The sequence below is a fragment of the uncultured Streptococcus sp. genome (assembly GCF_915066115.1).
GTDB lineage: Bacteria > Bacillota > Bacilli > Lactobacillales > Streptococcaceae > Streptococcus.
This window is the reverse complement of record NZ_CAJZDT010000028.1, coordinates 1-17,229: the sequence shown is the minus strand read 5'-3', so window position 1 is coordinate 17,229 and position 17,229 is coordinate 1. Positions and strand designations below refer to the sequence as shown.

General features: G+C 38.2%; 17 protein-coding genes and 1 pseudogene. 8 read left to right on the top strand and 10 right to left on the bottom strand.

Features of this window, described 5'->3' with window-relative positions:
• Positions 1 to 280: 280 nt before the first annotated feature.
• The 8 genes from QZ565_RS03415 (at position 281) to QZ565_RS03380 (ending at position 7,524) form a co-directional block, all read left to right on the top strand.
• Positions 281 to 595, top strand: coding sequence for a hypothetical protein (locus QZ565_RS03415; protein WP_295525627.1), 315 nt, complete (start codon positions 281 to 283; stop codon positions 593 to 595).
• Complete coding sequence (locus QZ565_RS03410) at positions 595 to 1,671, top strand: ATP-binding cassette domain-containing protein (RefSeq protein ID WP_295525624.1); 1,077 nt, start codon at positions 595 to 597, stop codon at positions 1,669 to 1,671. Before QZ565_RS03415 ends, QZ565_RS03410 begins: the two co-directional genes overlap by 1 nt.
• Positions 1,668 to 2,291: a hypothetical protein gene (locus QZ565_RS03405; RefSeq protein WP_295525621.1), complete on the top strand. Its 624-nt coding sequence runs from the start codon at positions 1,668 to 1,670 to the stop codon at positions 2,289 to 2,291. Before QZ565_RS03410 ends, QZ565_RS03405 begins: the two co-directional genes overlap by 4 nt.
• 164 nt (positions 2,292 to 2,455) lie before the next feature.
• Positions 2,456 to 3,037 carry a replication protein gene (locus QZ565_RS03400; RefSeq protein WP_295525617.1) on the top strand — a complete coding sequence of 194 codons (582 nt, stop codon included), beginning with the start codon at positions 2,456 to 2,458 and terminating at the stop codon, positions 3,035 to 3,037.
• Complete coding sequence (locus QZ565_RS03395; RefSeq protein ID WP_269795689.1) at positions 3,034 to 3,294, top strand: MerR family transcriptional regulator; 261 nt, start codon at positions 3,034 to 3,036, stop codon at positions 3,292 to 3,294. The genes QZ565_RS03400 and QZ565_RS03395 overlap by 4 nt, the downstream gene beginning before the upstream one ends.
• Positions 3,295 to 3,384: 90 nt before the next feature.
• A complete protein-coding gene (locus tag QZ565_RS03390; RefSeq protein WP_295525613.1) occupies positions 3,385 to 4,650 on the top strand; it encodes a site-specific integrase in 1,266 nt (421 codons plus the stop codon).
• Positions 4,651 to 5,254: 604 nt separating this feature from the next.
• Positions 5,255 to 6,739 carry an ATP-binding protein gene (locus tag QZ565_RS03385; protein WP_295525610.1) on the top strand — a complete coding sequence of 495 codons (1,485 nt, stop codon included), beginning with the start codon at positions 5,255 to 5,257 and terminating at the stop codon, positions 6,737 to 6,739.
• A gap of 221 nt (positions 6,740 to 6,960) precedes the next feature.
• Positions 6,961 to 7,524 (top strand): hypothetical protein, encoded by a 564-nt coding sequence (locus tag QZ565_RS03380; RefSeq protein ID WP_295525607.1) that lies wholly within the window; start codon positions 6,961 to 6,963, stop codon positions 7,522 to 7,524.
• Between the two features lie 100 nt (positions 7,525 to 7,624).
• Here QZ565_RS03380 and QZ565_RS03375 read toward each other — a convergent pair.
• The 10 genes and pseudogenes from QZ565_RS03375 to QZ565_RS03330 form a co-directional block, all read right to left on the bottom strand.
• A pseudogene (locus QZ565_RS03375) lies at positions 7,625 to 8,041 on the bottom strand (N-6 DNA methylase); the annotation flags it as partial.
• A 40-nt stretch (positions 8,042 to 8,081) separates the two neighbouring features.
• The gene (locus tag QZ565_RS03370) at positions 8,082 to 9,329 is read right to left on the bottom strand and encodes a toxic anion resistance protein (protein ID WP_295525604.1); all 1,248 of its coding nucleotides are present in this window, start codon (positions 9,327 to 9,329) and stop codon (positions 8,082 to 8,084) included.
• Positions 9,330 to 9,350: 21 nt separating this feature from the next.
• Complete coding sequence (locus QZ565_RS03365) at positions 9,351 to 10,157, bottom strand: hypothetical protein (protein ID WP_295525601.1); 807 nt, start codon at positions 10,155 to 10,157, stop codon at positions 9,351 to 9,353.
• Between the two features lie 519 nt (positions 10,158 to 10,676).
• Complete coding sequence (locus QZ565_RS03360) at positions 10,677 to 11,024, bottom strand: type II toxin-antitoxin system RelE/ParE family toxin (RefSeq protein ID WP_261014518.1); 348 nt, start codon at positions 11,022 to 11,024, stop codon at positions 10,677 to 10,679.
• Positions 11,014 to 11,301, bottom strand: coding sequence for a type II toxin-antitoxin system RelB/DinJ family antitoxin (locus QZ565_RS03355; protein WP_261014516.1), 288 nt, complete (start codon positions 11,299 to 11,301; stop codon positions 11,014 to 11,016). The genes QZ565_RS03360 and QZ565_RS03355 overlap by 11 nt, the downstream gene beginning before the upstream one ends.
• A 162-nt stretch (positions 11,302 to 11,463) precedes the next feature.
• Positions 11,464 to 12,075, bottom strand: a complete 612-nt coding sequence (rpsD, locus tag QZ565_RS03350; RefSeq protein ID WP_000092756.1) for a 30S ribosomal protein S4 — start codon at positions 12,073 to 12,075, stop codon at positions 11,464 to 11,466.
• Positions 12,076 to 12,269: 194 nt separating this feature from the next.
• Entirely contained in the window at positions 12,270 to 13,322 is a 1,053-nt protein-coding gene (locus QZ565_RS03345; protein WP_295525593.1) for a HAMP domain-containing sensor histidine kinase, read from the bottom strand.
• Complete coding sequence (locus QZ565_RS03340; RefSeq protein WP_261105145.1) at positions 13,322 to 14,017, bottom strand: response regulator transcription factor; 696 nt, start codon at positions 14,015 to 14,017, stop codon at positions 13,322 to 13,324. The genes QZ565_RS03345 and QZ565_RS03340 overlap by 1 nt, the downstream gene beginning before the upstream one ends.
• Positions 14,018 to 14,140: 123 nt before the next feature.
• The gene (locus tag QZ565_RS03335; protein ID WP_295525587.1) at positions 14,141 to 15,958 is read right to left on the bottom strand and encodes a fibronectin-binding SSURE repeat-containing protein; all 1,818 of its coding nucleotides are present in this window, start codon (positions 15,956 to 15,958) and stop codon (positions 14,141 to 14,143) included.
• 115 nt (positions 15,959 to 16,073) lie between these two features.
• Positions 16,074 to 17,090: a glycosyltransferase family 2 protein gene (locus tag QZ565_RS03330; RefSeq protein WP_084887340.1), complete on the bottom strand. Its 1,017-nt coding sequence runs from the start codon at positions 17,088 to 17,090 to the stop codon at positions 16,074 to 16,076.
• Positions 17,091 to 17,229: the final 139 nt, after the last annotated feature.

The window sequence follows — 17,229 nt, the reverse complement described above, 5'->3', positions numbered from 1 at the left end:
CTTTAGTTGTGAGCAAATAACGTATGATTGTATTTTGATAACTGCTTATCAATAATTTTTTTTATATAATATTGGCTTTAATTTTAATTATACATAATATTAGTTAAAATTATACTTTAGTCAATATAAATTATTTCGTTATTAAGCTCGTTAGAACTAATACATTCTTTTAACTAATATCATAATTTTATTTGAAAGTAATTGAGCTATAATAGTCCTGTCGAATGAATGAGCTCATATTTGACAATAACTTTATATTAATTAAAAAGAGGTAAATCACATGAAAACGCGTAATCGTAAAAATGGCTATTCAGCTAATACTGCAAAACAATATGTCGATCAAAAACAAGCAATCCACTGCTTGAGTACTGAATTTGAAGCACAGATTAAGTTTGAAGATGGTCAACCTACCGGAGAGATCATCGGGCACAAAGCCTGGTTTTCTCAAAAAGGGTTGCCACCTTTTCAGGTGAAGTTTGAATCTGAAGTTGCACTTCCGTCTTATCTCGCAATTGTTAATTTTGACAATCTTGAAGCCTGCGAGGTTGGGTACAATGTTTATTTCCGAGCTAATAACATCAAAGAGGTCAAATAATGACTACTAAAGAACTTGCTCAATACTTGCTCCAAGCCCTGAATATGGGGCTTGGAAGCATCATGCAAGGAGAAACTAGTTATACTAATAGTTTTGATATCAAAATCATGAAAGATGGTTTTCTATTTATTCCACGATTGCCAGCTGGCTACATCATTGATGATGATCTTTATCAGAAGATTTTTTTAATCGCTAATGCTGCTCTTTATCCACGATATACAGTACTTAAACAGAATTCTGCATATTTTCTTGCTCTTGAAACCGATGATATTCACGTTCAAAGAGGATTGTTCTTCCCGTGGAAAGAAGGTATTTCTGAAAGGCTTGTAATTTCAGATTTAGAACAGTTTGTTTTGAAGCAAGAAAATAACACAGTACCAATAATGAAAAATCTAACTCTAGATTTTAACAAAGTAACTTCTATAGCAATCGCAGGAAATAGTGGTTCAGGAAAGTCTTACGCGCTGACTTACTTTCTGAGTTTATTGAAAAACTTCTCAGATTTAATCATTGTCGATCCAAAATTTGATACACCTTCCAGGTGGGCACGTGAAAATGGTATTTCAGTTATCCACCCTAAACGTAATCGTTCAAAGTCTGATTTTGTTTCAGAGATAAATGAAAATCTAAGCTCATGTTTAAATCTCATTCAAGAAAGGCAAGAGATTCTCTATGAAAATTCTGAGGAAGAATTTAAGCATTTAACCATTGTTATAGATGAGGTTTTGGCTCTTTCAGAAGGTGTTAACAAAACGATTAAGGATTCTTTCTTTTCGCTCTTATCTCAAGTTGCGCTTCTTGGACGTGCGACTCGAGTTCATCTTCTATTAGTTAGTCAACGTTTTGATCACAACACAATCCCGGTTTCCGTTCGAGAACAACTAAATGTATTGATTCAAATCGGAAATATTAATAAGAAGACAACACAATTTCTATTCCCAGATTTGGATCCAGAGGGAATTGTCATACCAGTTGGGAAAGGTACAGGATTGATTCAAATCATTGATAATGAGCATCCTTATCAAGTTTTACCATTACTATGTCCAACTTACTACACTAAGAAAGGTATTTTATGAATGTCAAAAAGAATTTCTTTCAGAGAACGTTTAATATTACAGTAACGCTACTTATGTATGGCTTGTTTTTCCTTTGCTTGACAATTGGTCTTAGATTGCTACAGGATTTGATGGCAAATGCACAAAGCACATACTTATCTCATCTGTTTGAGATGATGAAGCAATGGGCTAGTAAAGGTGAGTACTATACAAAAATTCTAGTAATTTTATTACCATTAATCGCATTATTTCTAATCACAATTGAGTTGATTTTACGTGCTATTTATGATAAACCCGCTAATTACTTTAAATCTGCTTATCAAACGATTCGACTAGCACAGTTTTTACGACAAGATGAGAATTCTAAACTAGCCTTTTCAATTGATAACTCTTCTACTGTGACAAGGTTCAATCCTATTTTAAGAAAATTCAATAGAGCAACATCTAAGTGCGTTGTTGATGTAAGAAAAGATTCTGTGACGATTGTGATTAAGTATCCAAAGACGCAACAGGCTCAGAAATTATTGAGAGATATGGAAGCCTATATCAAAGAAGAAATTTCTAGTCGCAATCCAGACTATTATTTTTCTGCACCAAATAGGAGAGGTAATAAGCTCTGGTTTAAATCTACAAAAAGATAATAAACTGGCAGTGCTTGGTTCACGTAGTGAAGACCAGAAGTACTGCCTTGTCATGAAATCTAATTGGCAGATACACTGGGGCTACTACGACCCCCAGTGTATCAGTAATCAATAATCACATGAATTGCAAACAATTTGAAAATGCTATTTGAAGGGAGGTATTCATGGCTAAAGATAAACGTTCGAATAAGTGGGCATTCCTGATTTATCAAGAAAGCGCGCCGGAAAATTATTTAGACGTCCTTGAAGAAATGCATATTCCATTTGTCTTGAGTCCTTGGCACGATAAGGATGTTAATAAAGAAACTGGAGAATTTAAAAAAGCACACAAACACGGGGTCCTATTTTTCGAATCACTTAAAAGCTATACTCAGGTATCAGCGTTACTAACTGAAAAGCTTAACACACCTTCGCATGTAGAGATAGTCATGTCTCCAAAAGGTATGTACGATTATTTTATACATGCTGAAAATCCTGATAAAACACTCTACAATATCGACGAAATAGAGTCAGGTTGTGGTTTTGAATTAGATCAATTTCTAATTACTAATAATAACGATCAATTTCTTTCAACTGTGATTGATATCATCGAAGAACACAACTTTATTGAGTTTAACAATCTTGTTAGATATGCACGAGTTGAGAATCCTTTGCTTTTAAATATAATCATTAATAAAACATATTTCTTCGCAAAATATCTCGATTCACGTAGACACTCAAGTCATAAAAAGGAGAGTGAAGAATGACGAATAATGAACTTATAAAATTGAATCAAATCGAACAGATTTTGAATTGTTTGCTTGCTTTGATGCAGAAACAAGAAAATACTCAAAAGAATGCAAGTATACTTACTCAGAAAGAGCTGCTTTCGATACTTAAGATTTCACCAAACACATTAAAATCGTGGGAGAAAACAGGGCTAAAGCGTCTAGAACCACCGATTGAGGGTACTCGAACTGTCTACTATAGAATGGAGGATGTGCTGACCTATTTAACTCCTTAATTCTAAAAAATGTGCTAAAATAGTAATATCACATGAAATATGTGAGGTTGTTATTTTAGCCTTTTATATATCCGAACGTGAAAGGCTACTATGGAGAAAGAAACTATCATTCACAACAATCGAAAAGTCATTAAAACTACCAAGAGTAACGGAACTATTAGCTATACGCAACGTGGTGTATATATTGGTGTAGATGTTAAAACTGGTAAAAAAGTTACATCATCTATAACTGCTAAAACTCTAAAAAGTCTTGATAGGAAAATCATTCAAGCTCGGATTGAATTTGAAGCGAAGGGGTCAACTCTAAAAGAGACCTTGTTGATTAATAATTTCGAGGAGTTAGCTGAAGCCTGGTTTGTTAGTTTTGTAACTTGGGTGACTTCTCAGAATACGATCAACCGAGTTCGAAGCTATCTTGATACCTATATCATCCCGAAGTTTGGAGAATATAGACCTGAAGAGATAAAATCTGCAGATATTCAGATTTGGGTTAATAAATTAGCTCAACAATCTAAAAAGTCTGTTGAATCAGGTGTTAAAAAATCCAAAAAGGGACACGCAAAAGATTTCGGTGCAGTTATCTATAAGCTTAGTGATATTTTCGATTATGGGATCACGAATTTCGAACTTTCTCATAATCCAGCTCGGACAGTAAAAATCCCTCCAAAACCAAAGGTGGTAAAGGAGAGAATTATGGTATTGCATGGAGAAGACTTGGCTACTTGGCTAAACTATCTTGATACTCTTCCTGTTACTCGAGCAAATCGAAGATTCAAAGTTATCTGTGATACACTATTAGCTTCTGCGCTTCGAATCAATGAGCTTCTTGCTTTATCAATTCATGATCTTGATTTTGATTCTAATGAAATCATCGTTAACAAGACGCTGATGTGGAAAGCTGGAAATAAGAAGCTTGGGATTAAGGGTGAGATTATTTGTAAGAACAGTGCCAAAACTGATTCTGGTAACAGAAGAGTTGCAGTCCCTAGGCAAGTCTTAGAGGACTTGAGAGCTTTTCATGCTGAGATGAGTGATTACTTTATGAGTCATGATTTACCAACTGTGGATCTAATTTTCCCGACAATTTACGGGAACTATATGTGTGACAGAAATGAACGTGCAACGCTAAAAAAGCGTTTGACTGAATTAGGACTACCAAACTATGGATTCCACCTTTTCCGTCATACACATGCTTCTTTGATGCTAAATGCTGGTGCTAACTGGAAAGAGCTCCAGATACGAATGGGACATAAGTCGATTAAAACAACAATGGATACTTATGCTGAATTGGCACCGAAAAAGAAAGCAGAAGCAGTTGAAATTTACCTCAAAGAAATTGCAAAATTGACAGCATAGCAAAATGACTACATTTATGACTACATTTTCTATAGAACAAACTATAAACGTTGATATGATGGCGTTTAAAGGGTGCTAAAATAACATTCACAACCTTTACAGAAGTTAAGTAAGCATTCAATACGAATTAATACAGAATAAAAACGCTTGATCAGCGTTTTTTCTTTTTGTTAATTTCAGTATATTGCAAGGAAAATCAACCGAATCACTACCTTTTTTGAAATAAAAATATTGATTCGGACAATTAGAAGCAAGAGGAACTTCATTATGAGGTTTCTCTTTTTATATTCTCGCTCCACCATCTATTTTTCTTATCGTTGTGTTATAATGGGGTAGATTACAAATTCATGCATAGGGGTTTAAACATCTCATCAAAGAATTTTTTATTAAATCTATCTATTCTAAAATTCTTTAACTGAATTTTGATGAACAATATTCGCGTGATTTTCGCGTGATTTTCGCGTGATTTTCGCGTAACTGTTTAAGATAAAGTCTCAGAAATACGATGAAATCAAGGATTTTAATCTCCTGTAAAATTTGCTTTTTCGCGTGACAATCATTTAAAAACAAATTTAAGTAACGTTATATTTTAGAAAGGAAAAATATGGACTTAAAATTTGAAGGGGTTGATTTAGAATATAAAAAAGCTAAAAACAATCTTCCAGAGTCCTTCTGGGAAACCTACTCAGCATTTGCAAATACAAATGGCAGAAAAATAATTCTCGGGATAGACGAAAAAAATATTGATCCCTATCAAGGTGTTAATAATCCTCAAAAAATACGAGATAATCTATTCGCTTTAGTCGCAAACAAACAAAAAGTCAGTTGTAATCTACTTACCGACAACGATATCGAATACGTTAATATCCCAAACAAAATTAAACAGCTTATTGTAATCACTGTAAGAGAAGCGAATCCTGACCAAAAACCCGTTCATCTTAAAAATGATTATCGTGAGTCATATAAAAGATTAGGTGAAGGCGATGTTCGACTTGATAAAGAAGAACTTAAATATCTGATGACTAGTTCACATGATGATATTGATAGTGAGTTACTTAATAATTTTGACGAAAATGACCTAAATTTAGATACAATAGAACATTATAAGCAATTATTAATTGAACTTACTGGTAAAACAAAATACAATAGCATTTCTTTGAGAGATTTTCTAATCGAAATTGGTGTATTTAAAAAAGACAGGACAGATAATATATATAAATTAACCGCAGGAGGACTGATATTCTTTGGAAAGTATAATTCTATCATTTCTCGTTATCCCAAATTCCAATTAGACTATTTTGAAAAAGATACATCTCTGTCAACTAGGTGGAACGATAGAATTTCAACAGGTGATATGATGTACCCTGATTTGAACATGTTTGACTTTTTCAATTTAGCATATAATAAATTAACCACTACAACAAATGATAGATTTGAACTCAGTAACGAATCTGCTCATCGTTTACCATTCAAGAAAGACCTATCTGAATCTATACGTGAGGCTTTAGTGAACTGCTTAATGCATGCTTACTATGATTTTGATTCACCTATAGTTATTACAGCATACCAAGACCTCTATGAATTTAAAAATCCAGGTAAGATGAAAATTTCTATTCCCGAATTTATACATGGTGGAACTTCCAAAACGCGAAATAGTACAATCTCTTCATTATTCCGTAGAATTGGGATGTCAGAAAAAGCTGGGTCAGGTGGACCGAAAATTTTTGACATTTCCGAAAAATATAAACTAAAAATTCCTGAAGTAAGTACAACTTTTGATAGTACTATTGTTACAATCTGGAAAGTAGATTTACTGTCTTCCTATGCAGATACATCAGATAGTGAAAAGATTATACTTGAATATATCATTAAAAATGGTAGCATTACTAAAAATGATATCCTTGAAAATTCTCTAATGACTGAGTATAAATTTAGAGAAAATTTGAAATCCCTACAAAATAAAAAGTATATTGAGATAGAAGGTAAGGGACGGTCTACAAGATATGTTCTCCCTAAAAGTTCAACTGAACAATATCACATTATTAAACAACAAATCAAAAGTCTTGGAGATTTCATGACTAAATATTAAATATTTAATTCTCACTCCTAAAAATTTTTGAAATAGCGTAGTCTTTTCTAAAATTTGTGGAATTCAAAACGCAGGCTCAACTTGAACTGCACCCCAAAAGTTAGATTTTTCCTGTCTAACTTTTAGGATGCAGTTCTTGATGGGGTGTTTTATTATAAAACTAACATTACATAGTCTTTCTCTATATTCTTTCAACTGATAATATTTAAGGAGAAACATTTATGAAAATAAAATTTAAAGAAAACAATACCATTACTTCCATAAAATACAAATCTTTTTTATTTGTAAAATTGCCACTACTAGCTATTTTGTACGCAGTTGTTATCAACTTTATACTTAGCTTTAAGTTGACAGCTATAAGTGACTTGCTAACGTCTAAAGGCATTGTCCCTTTAATCTTAATTATTCTACTAGCTTATCTTACCTTCAAGAACTATGCTTCTTTTAAAAACTTACGTGAAAATTATAAAGCTAAGAATATTGATGGTATTAATATACTGGTAAAACTCATTCGCATACATGATATGGTTAAAGTCAGAGAGCTTGGATTTAACAAGACAATCTATAACTACACATTTTCATGGGAAGATATCATTTTCCCTGCCATTAACAACAATATAAACGGCTCAAAACTTGAACCACTCGTTAAAAAATATTCTTTACAAGTACTGTCTATGAATATTCCTGCAAAAATGATTGGGAATGTAATCTATGTTGATGCAAAGGTATTGGAAGAATGTATTAAAAATGATATTGAAGAAAGAAGTAAACTTTCAAACATTTAAGGATGAACTTTGTTGTAGTCACCAATAACAAAAAATGACAATAGATTTTCTACTGTCATTTTATTTTTCTAAATTTTTAGCAGAGTATTCTCACAAGTCTCTAAATCTCATTCAATTTTTCGAGATAGGCTGTTAATTCTGCTTGGGCTTCTGGTGTTGTGCCTACTAGTTGGCTGCGCATGTGTGCGAGTCTGGCTTCGACTTGACTAATCTCTTTATCAATCTCTGCGAGTTGGGCTGCGAGGTCGGCTAGGGGAACAACGGGTTCTTCCTCAAAGGTATCAACATAGCGTGGAATGTTGAGGTTGTAGTCATTTTCGACAATCTCTTCAAAGCTGGCTAGATGGGCAAACTTCTCGACATTCTCATGTTTTTGATAGGTCTCCAAAATCTTGGCAATATGGTCTTCGGTCATATTGTTTTGATTTTTCCCTTTTTCAAACTCTTTTGAGGCATCGATAAAGAAGACATCCTTGTAGTAATAATTCCCTGACCTTCAAACTTCTACTAAAACAAGAAAAATCCCCTGCAAGCTATACTTACAAGGGACTTGTGTATTATTCTTGTACTTCTTTCTGAGCGGCCTTGCCTTGGTCTAGAAGGGCTTGGACGATTTTCTCATCGCGTAGTTTGACAGAATCGTTGATCATTTCTGCGGACTTGACGATGGTTGTTTCTAGTTGGGCACGTTTCTGGCGTCCCAATTCAATGGCTGCAACGATACCTTGGTTTTGAGCGACCAAACTTTCAGCCAGCTTAGTAACCGATTCGACAGCGACTGTCGGACTTTGGGCAATTCGTTCCATCTGCGGAATCACTTCCTTGCTGGTTTCAGCCAGCATCTGTAATGCAGCATTATTGGCATTGACAATGGCATCCGCCACGACACCTGATTTCATGGATTGTTGCAAAATACCAAGTTGGGCAATAGAAAGCTTCATTGTCGGGATGGTATTGCGACGAAGCATGCCCAATTTTTGGCGCATATCTGAGGAAACCTTCACAAGATTGCGCATCTGAGGTGTTGTTGCCCAGGCCACATAGAGACGGCTGACATACTCGGTGTGCTGTTGTTCGAGGGTATTGACCACTTCAGCCATGCGGGCCAATTCTTGTGATTTAGTCTGGTATTCTACCGTACTTGTATCGAGTTGGTCAACTTGAGCTTTCAGTTCTGCAGCGCGATTGCCAGCTTCTGTCTGGCTGGCTTCGATAAAGGAAATCACTCCCACTAGATTTTCAATAGATTTGGTATTGTCCTCAATCAACATCTCAGCAGAGACGATATTTCGAGCTAGCATATCTTCTTGCTTGACCACTGCGGCAGCCATACCATCGAGCTTTTGCTCCACTGTTTTTGAGTCAAAGTAAAATTCCTGTAGCGTATTCTTGCTCTTGTTAAACAATCGTTGCAAAAAGTTTGGTTTCTCTTCTAGCTCAGCAATTTCAGCGTTCTTGTATTTGACTACAAAGCCTTGCAACTCACGGTTGGTATTCTTGAGTAGATCATCCACTTGGGGAATCTGCAGTTTCTTTTGTTCTGACAAGATACGATTGACCGTATTGTTCACACCTTCGACAGCAGATTGTCCAAAATCCAAAAGAGCATTTTGATTTGTGACAAACTGGTCTACTAACTGGGGCACGTGCGCCTTGATTCCTTCTTGCTGCTCAGGGCTCAGCTTTTCAAGGAAGGTCAAGGTCTTGTCCGAGCCAGTATTGGTCTCGATGATTTGGGTTGTTTTATCCACCTTAGCTACCGTATTATTGGCAATCTGGTCAATATCAAAATTAAATTCTGTCATGGTTACTCCTTTATTTCTAACCTATTCTTTGCGATCTTTTTCGAGGATACGTAGACTGATATCAAAATCACGCATATCTGTTTCATTGAGTTCTCTCAAGACTTGGTCCAGCTCAAGGTCAAATTGTTCGATGGCTGCTTTAGCTTGCTCTAAGCGTTCTTCTGCTCGATTATAGTTCTTCGGATTAGCCTTAATCTTTAAATAGCCTTCTAAAATCGTTTGGAATTTCTCCATCTTCAAACTATGAATGGCAGTCAATTCTTCCTTATCCCCTTCAGCAGAGGTAGCAATCTTGTCTAAAATAGCCTGATGGTCAATGGCAATATTGTCCAAGGTCTGGGACAATTCTGGAGCTAATTCCTCTGGCTCTGCATTCTCAAGATCTACCTGACTTTCTCTATCCAAACGTTCTAGCTGAACATCGATGTTTGCCCTTACTGTACGAACCTTTTTGTCAATACGGTTGTAGACATCATCATCAATATAGGACTTGAGACGATCCGCCTCCTGATGGATTTCCCGCAGTTCGATTAATACTTGATTGGCCAAACTCTTATAGGACTCTGAGCCTTTTTCTACTAAAGTTCCCTCTAGTTGCTGAATATCTTTGTCCGCCTGGCGAATCCTAGCTTTTAAAAGCTCAATCCGATCATCGAGAGAACGATCCTGCAAAAGAGGATAACGCCAACGCTTGTAGAGACGGTAACCGCCATAACCCAGTAGGACACAAGCAGCAAGCGGAAGAGCATATTGAACCAAGAGTCCCAACAAGAACAAGAAGCCCCAAAAATAGAGACATCCTTTCCAAAAACCATTACCCGATTTCATAAACATTCCTTATTTTCAATTTATAAGTCTATTTTAGCACAAAAGAGCAAAATGAGGGCGGAAATCCCCTAGAAAAGAGTTGATTTCTTTGCTGTAGAATGGAGGCTAGTAGCGTGTGTTCTGATTTCAGTGGAGCGGACTCAAACCACAAAATTCAGTGCTTTAAGATTGCTGAATAAGCTCTGAGGAAATATCAAAACAAAAGCTTGAAATATCGGGGGTTATATGTTAGAATGAACTTACAATGTGAGTAAAGTTACAGCATATGTAACTAAAAAAGCCCCATCGTGCCACCGATGGGGTTTTTTGCTACCCTCTAAAAGGGTTAACCATTACTTTTTACGTTTCTTAAGCCATAACTTGAAAAGCTCAGATAACACGTTAATAAGTAACGGAGCTAGAAACACTGTGAGTAAAGTTTCTAACATATGTAACACCTCCCTTCCTTGAATTGAGGGGGCCAAAACATTATATCATCATTATCGTGTCATCCCCAAACAAAAACGCCTTCATGAGGCGCTATTTTTTCTTAAACAAGCGGATGTAGTCCTGTTTGCTATGAATAATATCTGATATAAAGACAGCTTTTCTGTCCTCTATAATATGATAGAAGGCTAGGTAATCGCCTAAAATGATGCATCGAGTTTTGTGAGGTGGATATATAATATCTCCTACTCTTTCGTCAGCATCAAATCCCGCTTCTGGGAAGATCTCAAGACGCGCCAATCCGTAAAGAATATTTTTAACTGTATTTGCTCCTGCCTGCTTTGAAAAATAGTTAGCTGAGATATAGTCTTTAATACCTCTCAGCTGTTCTTGTACTGTTTCGGAGATAATAAGGCTATATTCGTTCTCATTAAATTCCAAGGTTAGCCCTCACTTCATCAAGGCTGTAAGTTCTTCCATGTTCTAAATCTTCAAAGCTACGGGCAATTTCAGCACGCAACCCTGATAGAAGTTCTTCTCTTTCTTTGTCTACTTGAGTTTCAAATGGCAAGGCTTCATTTTCTACAATGTGTTCTAAAAACAAGTTAAAACTGGCTGTCATATCAAGATTTTGCGCTGTGATAATAGCTTTAGCCTTCTCTAACAAGTCTCTGTTAGTCTTAAAGTTTACCTGTGTGTTTTTTTCTAAAACATTCATGGTAGCACCTCCTTTAGACTATTATATCACTTTGAACTATATCGGTCTAGTTGCGTATAGACGATTATAGCTGGATACTAAGAGAAATCAAAAAGCACTAAGGGAACGCGCCCCAAAGTGCTTAATATCAAGGCTTCAAAGCCTATCTTATTCAATAAAATATTACAACATCTTGTTGTAGAATTCAACGACAAGTGCTTCGTTGATTTCTGGGTTGATTTCGTCGCGTTCTGGCAAGCGAGTCAATGAACCTTCCAATTTTTCAGCGTCGAATGATACGAATGCTGGACGTCCAAGAGTAGCTTCTACTGCTTCAAGGATAGCTGGAACTTTCAATGATTTTTCACGAACTGAGATCACTTGACCTGGAGTTACGCGGTATGATGGGATATCAACGCGTTTTCCGTCAACAAGGATGTGACCGTGGTTTACGAATTGACGAGCTTGACGACGAGTAGTCGCAAGACCAAGACGGTAAACAACGTTATCCAAACGACGTTCCAAAAGAAGCATGAAGTTGAAACCTAGGATTCCGCCTTTGATTTTTGTAGCTTGTACGAACAAGTTACGGAATTGTTTTTCACCTACACCGTAAGTGAAACGAAGTTTTTGTTTTTCAGCCAATTGCAAACCGTATTCTGACAATTTAGAACGGTTGTTTGGTCCGTGTTGTCCTGGTACATAGTTACGACGTGCCAATTCTTTACCTGTACCTGTAAGTGAAAGGCCAAGGCGACGAGCTTGTTTCCAAGATGGTCCTGTATAACGTGACATGTGAATGTCCTCCTGATATAAATAATATTTCGGTGGAAATAGTCACTTAGAAAGCCCTGATTCGTGCAGATGCCCTTCGCCTAAACAGCCAAGGTTACTTATCATAAGACACCTGTTGACGAGCTTCATGCTTTCCTGCTGATATTTCGCACAAAATCCATTCTACCATGAATGGCTAGATTTGTAAAGGGGTTTTAAGCTTTATTTTCATTGCCAGAGAGATTGAGAAGGAGGGTAAAGGTGCTTCCGATGCCGTACTGGCTACTGACTGTGATTTCCCCACCCAATTGATGGGCCAATTCACGCGCAATCGCAAGACCTAAGCCATGACCACCTGTTTTCATGTTACGCGAAGTCTCTACACGATAAAGGCGTTTGAAAATATTCTCCAAATCCTCTGGGGCAATCCCCTGTCCCTCATCGGTCACACTGATTGAAAGCTGGTTATTTTCCAGCTTAGCCACCACTTCCAGCTTGGTCCCTGGAGCCGAGTATTTAAATGCGTTATTGATCAGATTCACCAAGATGCGAGAAAGCTTGGCATAATCTCCTTCAATCCGGGCAGACTCTGGAATCACCTGCAAGTGGACATCTCGCTCCTCCTGCTCAATCAAGAACTGAAATTCACTCATGCACTCAATCAAAAGCTGATCCAGAAAAATGCTGTCTTTGCTAGTCGTCTCCGCCTGATTTCTAGCTGTGTTTAGGGTCAAAAAATTCAACTCCTCAACCAGTTTATTGAGTCTTTCCGTCTGACGCCCAATGGTTGCTAGATAATGGTCCTGTTCTCCTTCCTTGATAACCCCATCCAAAATCCCTTCTACCGTCGCTTGAATCGAAGTGATGGGAGTCTTGATATCATGCGATAGCTGGGCAATCATTAAGCCCTTTTCTCGTTCGCTTTCTTCCAAGGAATTGAAGGTTGCCTGCAAATCATGGGACATTTCATTGAAGGCTTGGCCTAACTGCTGAAATTCCATAGGACCTTGAACCTCCAGACTTGAAGGAAAGTCCTTGTCCGCTACCCGCTTGGCATGTTCCTTAAGTTTAGCCAATGATGTAAAGACAGGCGATAGGAGAAAGAGACTAATCCCAGCACCGACAAAACTTGCGATTAAAGTCATGCCAATCAGGAAATAAATTTCTCTTTGCTCAATTAACATGCGCTGGATAGCCCAAAAAACCACGATAATTGTTAGGAGTGTTGAAATGATATACCCCACTAAAATATAACTTTTTAATTTCATTAACTACCTCGTGCTTTCTCAATTTTGTAGCCCAAGCCCCAGACGGTTTTGATGGTGGGCGTTTCTGCACTAGCATGTTTAGCCAACTCCTGTCGAAGAGCATGAATATGAACATTCAAGGTATTGGTATCATCCACATAATCTTCTTGCCAGACCTTTTCATAGAGATCTGTCTTAGAGAAAACGCGCTCTGGGTTGCTGGCTAAAAGCCATAGAAGTTCGAAGGATTTGACGGTCAAATCAAGCCCCACATCTCCGACTTGGACCTCATGACTACCGTGATTCATTCGTAAATCCCCGAGACTGACGACTTCTGTCTCACCTCCACGATGAAGGCGACGCAAGATATTGTGGACACGCAAAACCAGTTCACGAGGGCTAAAGGGCTTGGCAATAAAGTCATCTGCCCCTAAGCTCAGGCCATAAATCTTGTCCTGCTCGCTAGTCTTAGCCGTGATAAAGAGAAAAGGCTGATCCGGAGATTGATACTGGACTTCGCTAATCAAATCATAACCATCCATCCGAGGCATCATGATATCTGTAATAATCAAATCAATTGGTTTTCGCTTGAAGATTTCTAATGCCTCTACTCCATCATGAGCCACCAAAATCTGATACCCTGCTTGAACCAGATAGCGTTGATGAATATCTGTGATTTCTACCTCGTCGTCAACGAGTAAAATTGTCTTTCCCATCTGTCTCTCCTTTGAAAAAAACAGTGCTATACCACAATAGTATAACACTATTTTAATCACTTTACGAACATTCTAAACGATATCTGGATTTTTCAAATCCTAGATAGAAAGTCTGCAGTTAGACTAGTCATTTTCCTCTTTTTTAGCTTTCAAACCGAGGCCACCTAGCAGTCCAGCCAAGGCGAGTCCAAAGAATCCAATAGTAGCCATTGATGTTTGAGCTTCACCAGTATATGGAAGCATGTCTTTTTGCTCTTTCATTTGATCAGCCATCATTGGACTTGACGCCTTGTTATTAGCTGCCATTTTGCCTTCATCAGACATTTTGCTTGAGGCTGCTGGAGCTTGGTCTTGTTTCATGCTTGATGTTGCCATTGGCTGGCTAGCATCCATGGTTTTATCCTGCTCTTTGTTAGGCATCATCTTATCCTGGCTAGTAGCTGGCATTTGAGGTTTCATCTCATCTTGATTGACACTTGGCATTTGAGCGTTCATCTTAGACGCATCTTGATGACTATTCATCATTGGAGCCGGCATAGCTGAACCATTAGAAGATGGGACGAAGCCTGATTGCATCGGAATAAGAGACTGATATCCATTCAAGTTTACTGTCAAATCTTTAGTCGCTACGAGATTGCTCAAATCTGCCTTGCCATCTTTCGCACCATACACTTTAATAGTAGCTTTATAGCTTTGAGTGCCGTTTTGTTTCAAGAGGTCAAGAAGGTCTTTGTCAGATTTACCTTGAGTACCGGCCAAATCTACTTCATAGAAATAGAGTCCTTTGCCCAAGTTTTCTACTGGTGGGAGAGCAGGATTTTTAGCTGAACCATTATCTGACCATGGGGCCTTGTCAGATGCTTTCAAGATCAGACGAGTCAACATACCGTCACCGGCGAAGAATTCATATGGAATGACTTGGTTGACGCCAGCTGTAAATGGACCTGGGAAATCGGCCTTGTCCAAGTAAGTTGCTGGAACATCAACTGTGTCTTTAGTATTATCGGCTACACCTTTTTGAACTTCAGCTGGGGTAGTTAAACCATTCAAATTGACATCTAAATTCTTAGTCGCTACGAGATTTGTCAAATCGGCCTTGCCATCTTTAGCACCGTACACTTTGATAGTTGCCTTGTAACTTTGAGTGCCATTTTGTTTCAAGAGGTCAAGAAGCTCTTTATCTGATTTGCCTTGAGTGCCTGCCAAGTCCACTTCGTAGAAGTAGAGGCCTTTGCCCAAGTTTTCTACTGGTGGGAGAGCTGGGTTTTTAGCTGAACCGTTATCTGACCATGGAGCCTTGTCAGAAGCTTTCAAGATAAGGCGAGTCAACATACCGTCACCAGCGAAGAGTTCGTATGGAATGACTTGGTTGACACCGGCTGTAAATGGACCAGGGAAGTTGGCTTTGTCCAAATATGCAGCTGGAACGTCTACTGTGTCTTTGGTATTGTCAGCCACACCTTTTTGAACTTCGGCTGGAGTGGTTGCTGGTTGAGCTTCATTTGCTTCACGGTCTTGTCCAGTAACTGCAGGAGCAGGATTTGTCGCAGGTTTAACCGCATCTTCTGTTTCTTTCTTAGACTCTGGTTTTGCTTGCACTTCTTCTTTTGGTGCTACTACTTGGTCTTTAGCAGCTACATTCACTTTTTCTGGAGAGCTTGTAGCATCCAAGCTTGCTTTAGGTGTTGAGTCTACCTGTTCTGAAGGAAGAGCTGTATCGACTGCTTCTTTGAGAAGTTCTACTGGTAAGTCACTCTTTTCACTCACCGAAGTAGCATCTGGCACGACTTGGGCAGGGGTCGGATTGACCACATCGGCACGTACAGAGCTTGGCTGACCAACTAGGACAAAAAAGCCACTGGCTACAACAACTGAGGCAACACCGACGCTAAGACGGCGGATAGACCAACGAGTATATCTTTGATTTGGATTGAATTTCATAGGATTCTCCTTAGAGTTTTTCTTTATTTGATGACTCTAGTATAATCTCCTAAAATTAAAAAGGATTAAGAAAAAGTTAAAATTTTCCTTAAATCCCTCTTATAAAATACTTATATTAATTGAATCCATAAACAGACTTGGTGATTTGATAGACGACATTGGAAAGTTTGCGAGCTGGCAAGACTGAATGTTTGGTCAAACGGCTCAACATAGTCTTACGGATAGCCTGAAAGACCTCTGGATTTTCCTGCTGAATATAGGTCCACAGCTCCCGTTTTTTTGCCAGATGCTCTGCTGTGCCTGCTCGATTGAGCAAGGCACTAGAAATCACCGTCGTGATTTCAATATGATTCAGCAGATACTCTCGCATTTTTGGGTGACTTACTTTAGATAAATCAAGCTGGTCTACCAAGAGTCGATTTACCTTGAGTTGCTGGTCAATGCGCTTAATCATCACTTGCTCATTGACAGACTGGTCCTCACGCCCAATCAAATAACGATAGAAATCGACAGGCAGATAGTACATGGTCTTGACCTGCTGAAGGGGGGTAAAGACAAAGAGATTATCGACATAAAAAGTATGCTCAGGCAGTTGGAACTGGCTCGCTCGCAACAAATCTGTCCGGTAAATCAGCGAGTGCATCATGATATACTGGCCTTTTGAGAAATTTCCGACCTGATCCCAGCCAAAAATCTGTTGGACAGGCAAGACTGACTCATAACTCATACTCTTCTTACGAGACTGACCTTCCTTTTCATAGACAAAATTGGTCACAAAGGCATCAACTTCCTGCCCCTCACTCTCTAGTTCCTGCAAGGTTTCAAGAATTTTTAAATAGGCACGAGGATCTACCCAGTCATCACTATCAACTACTTTAAAATAACGACCAGAAGCCTCCGCTAAGCCGCAATTGACGGCACCCCCATGGCCCTTATTTTCCTGATAGATAGCTCTAACGATGTTAGGATACTTGCTGGCTAAACGCTCAGCGATTTCCTGAGTCGGGTCCTGAGACCCATCATTGATAATCAAAATCTCAACTTGCTCACCACCAATCACTAGCGACTCCACGCAGTAATGAAGATAGGCTGCGGCATTATAGCTAGGAATGGCGATAGACAATAACTTCATAATCTACTCCTTTAGGGGACTGATTTTTTCTTATACTCAATGAAAATCAAAGAGCAAACTAGGAAACTAGCCGCAGGCTGCTCAAAGCACTGCTTTGAGGTTGTAGATAGAACTGACGAAGTCAGTAACATAATACTCA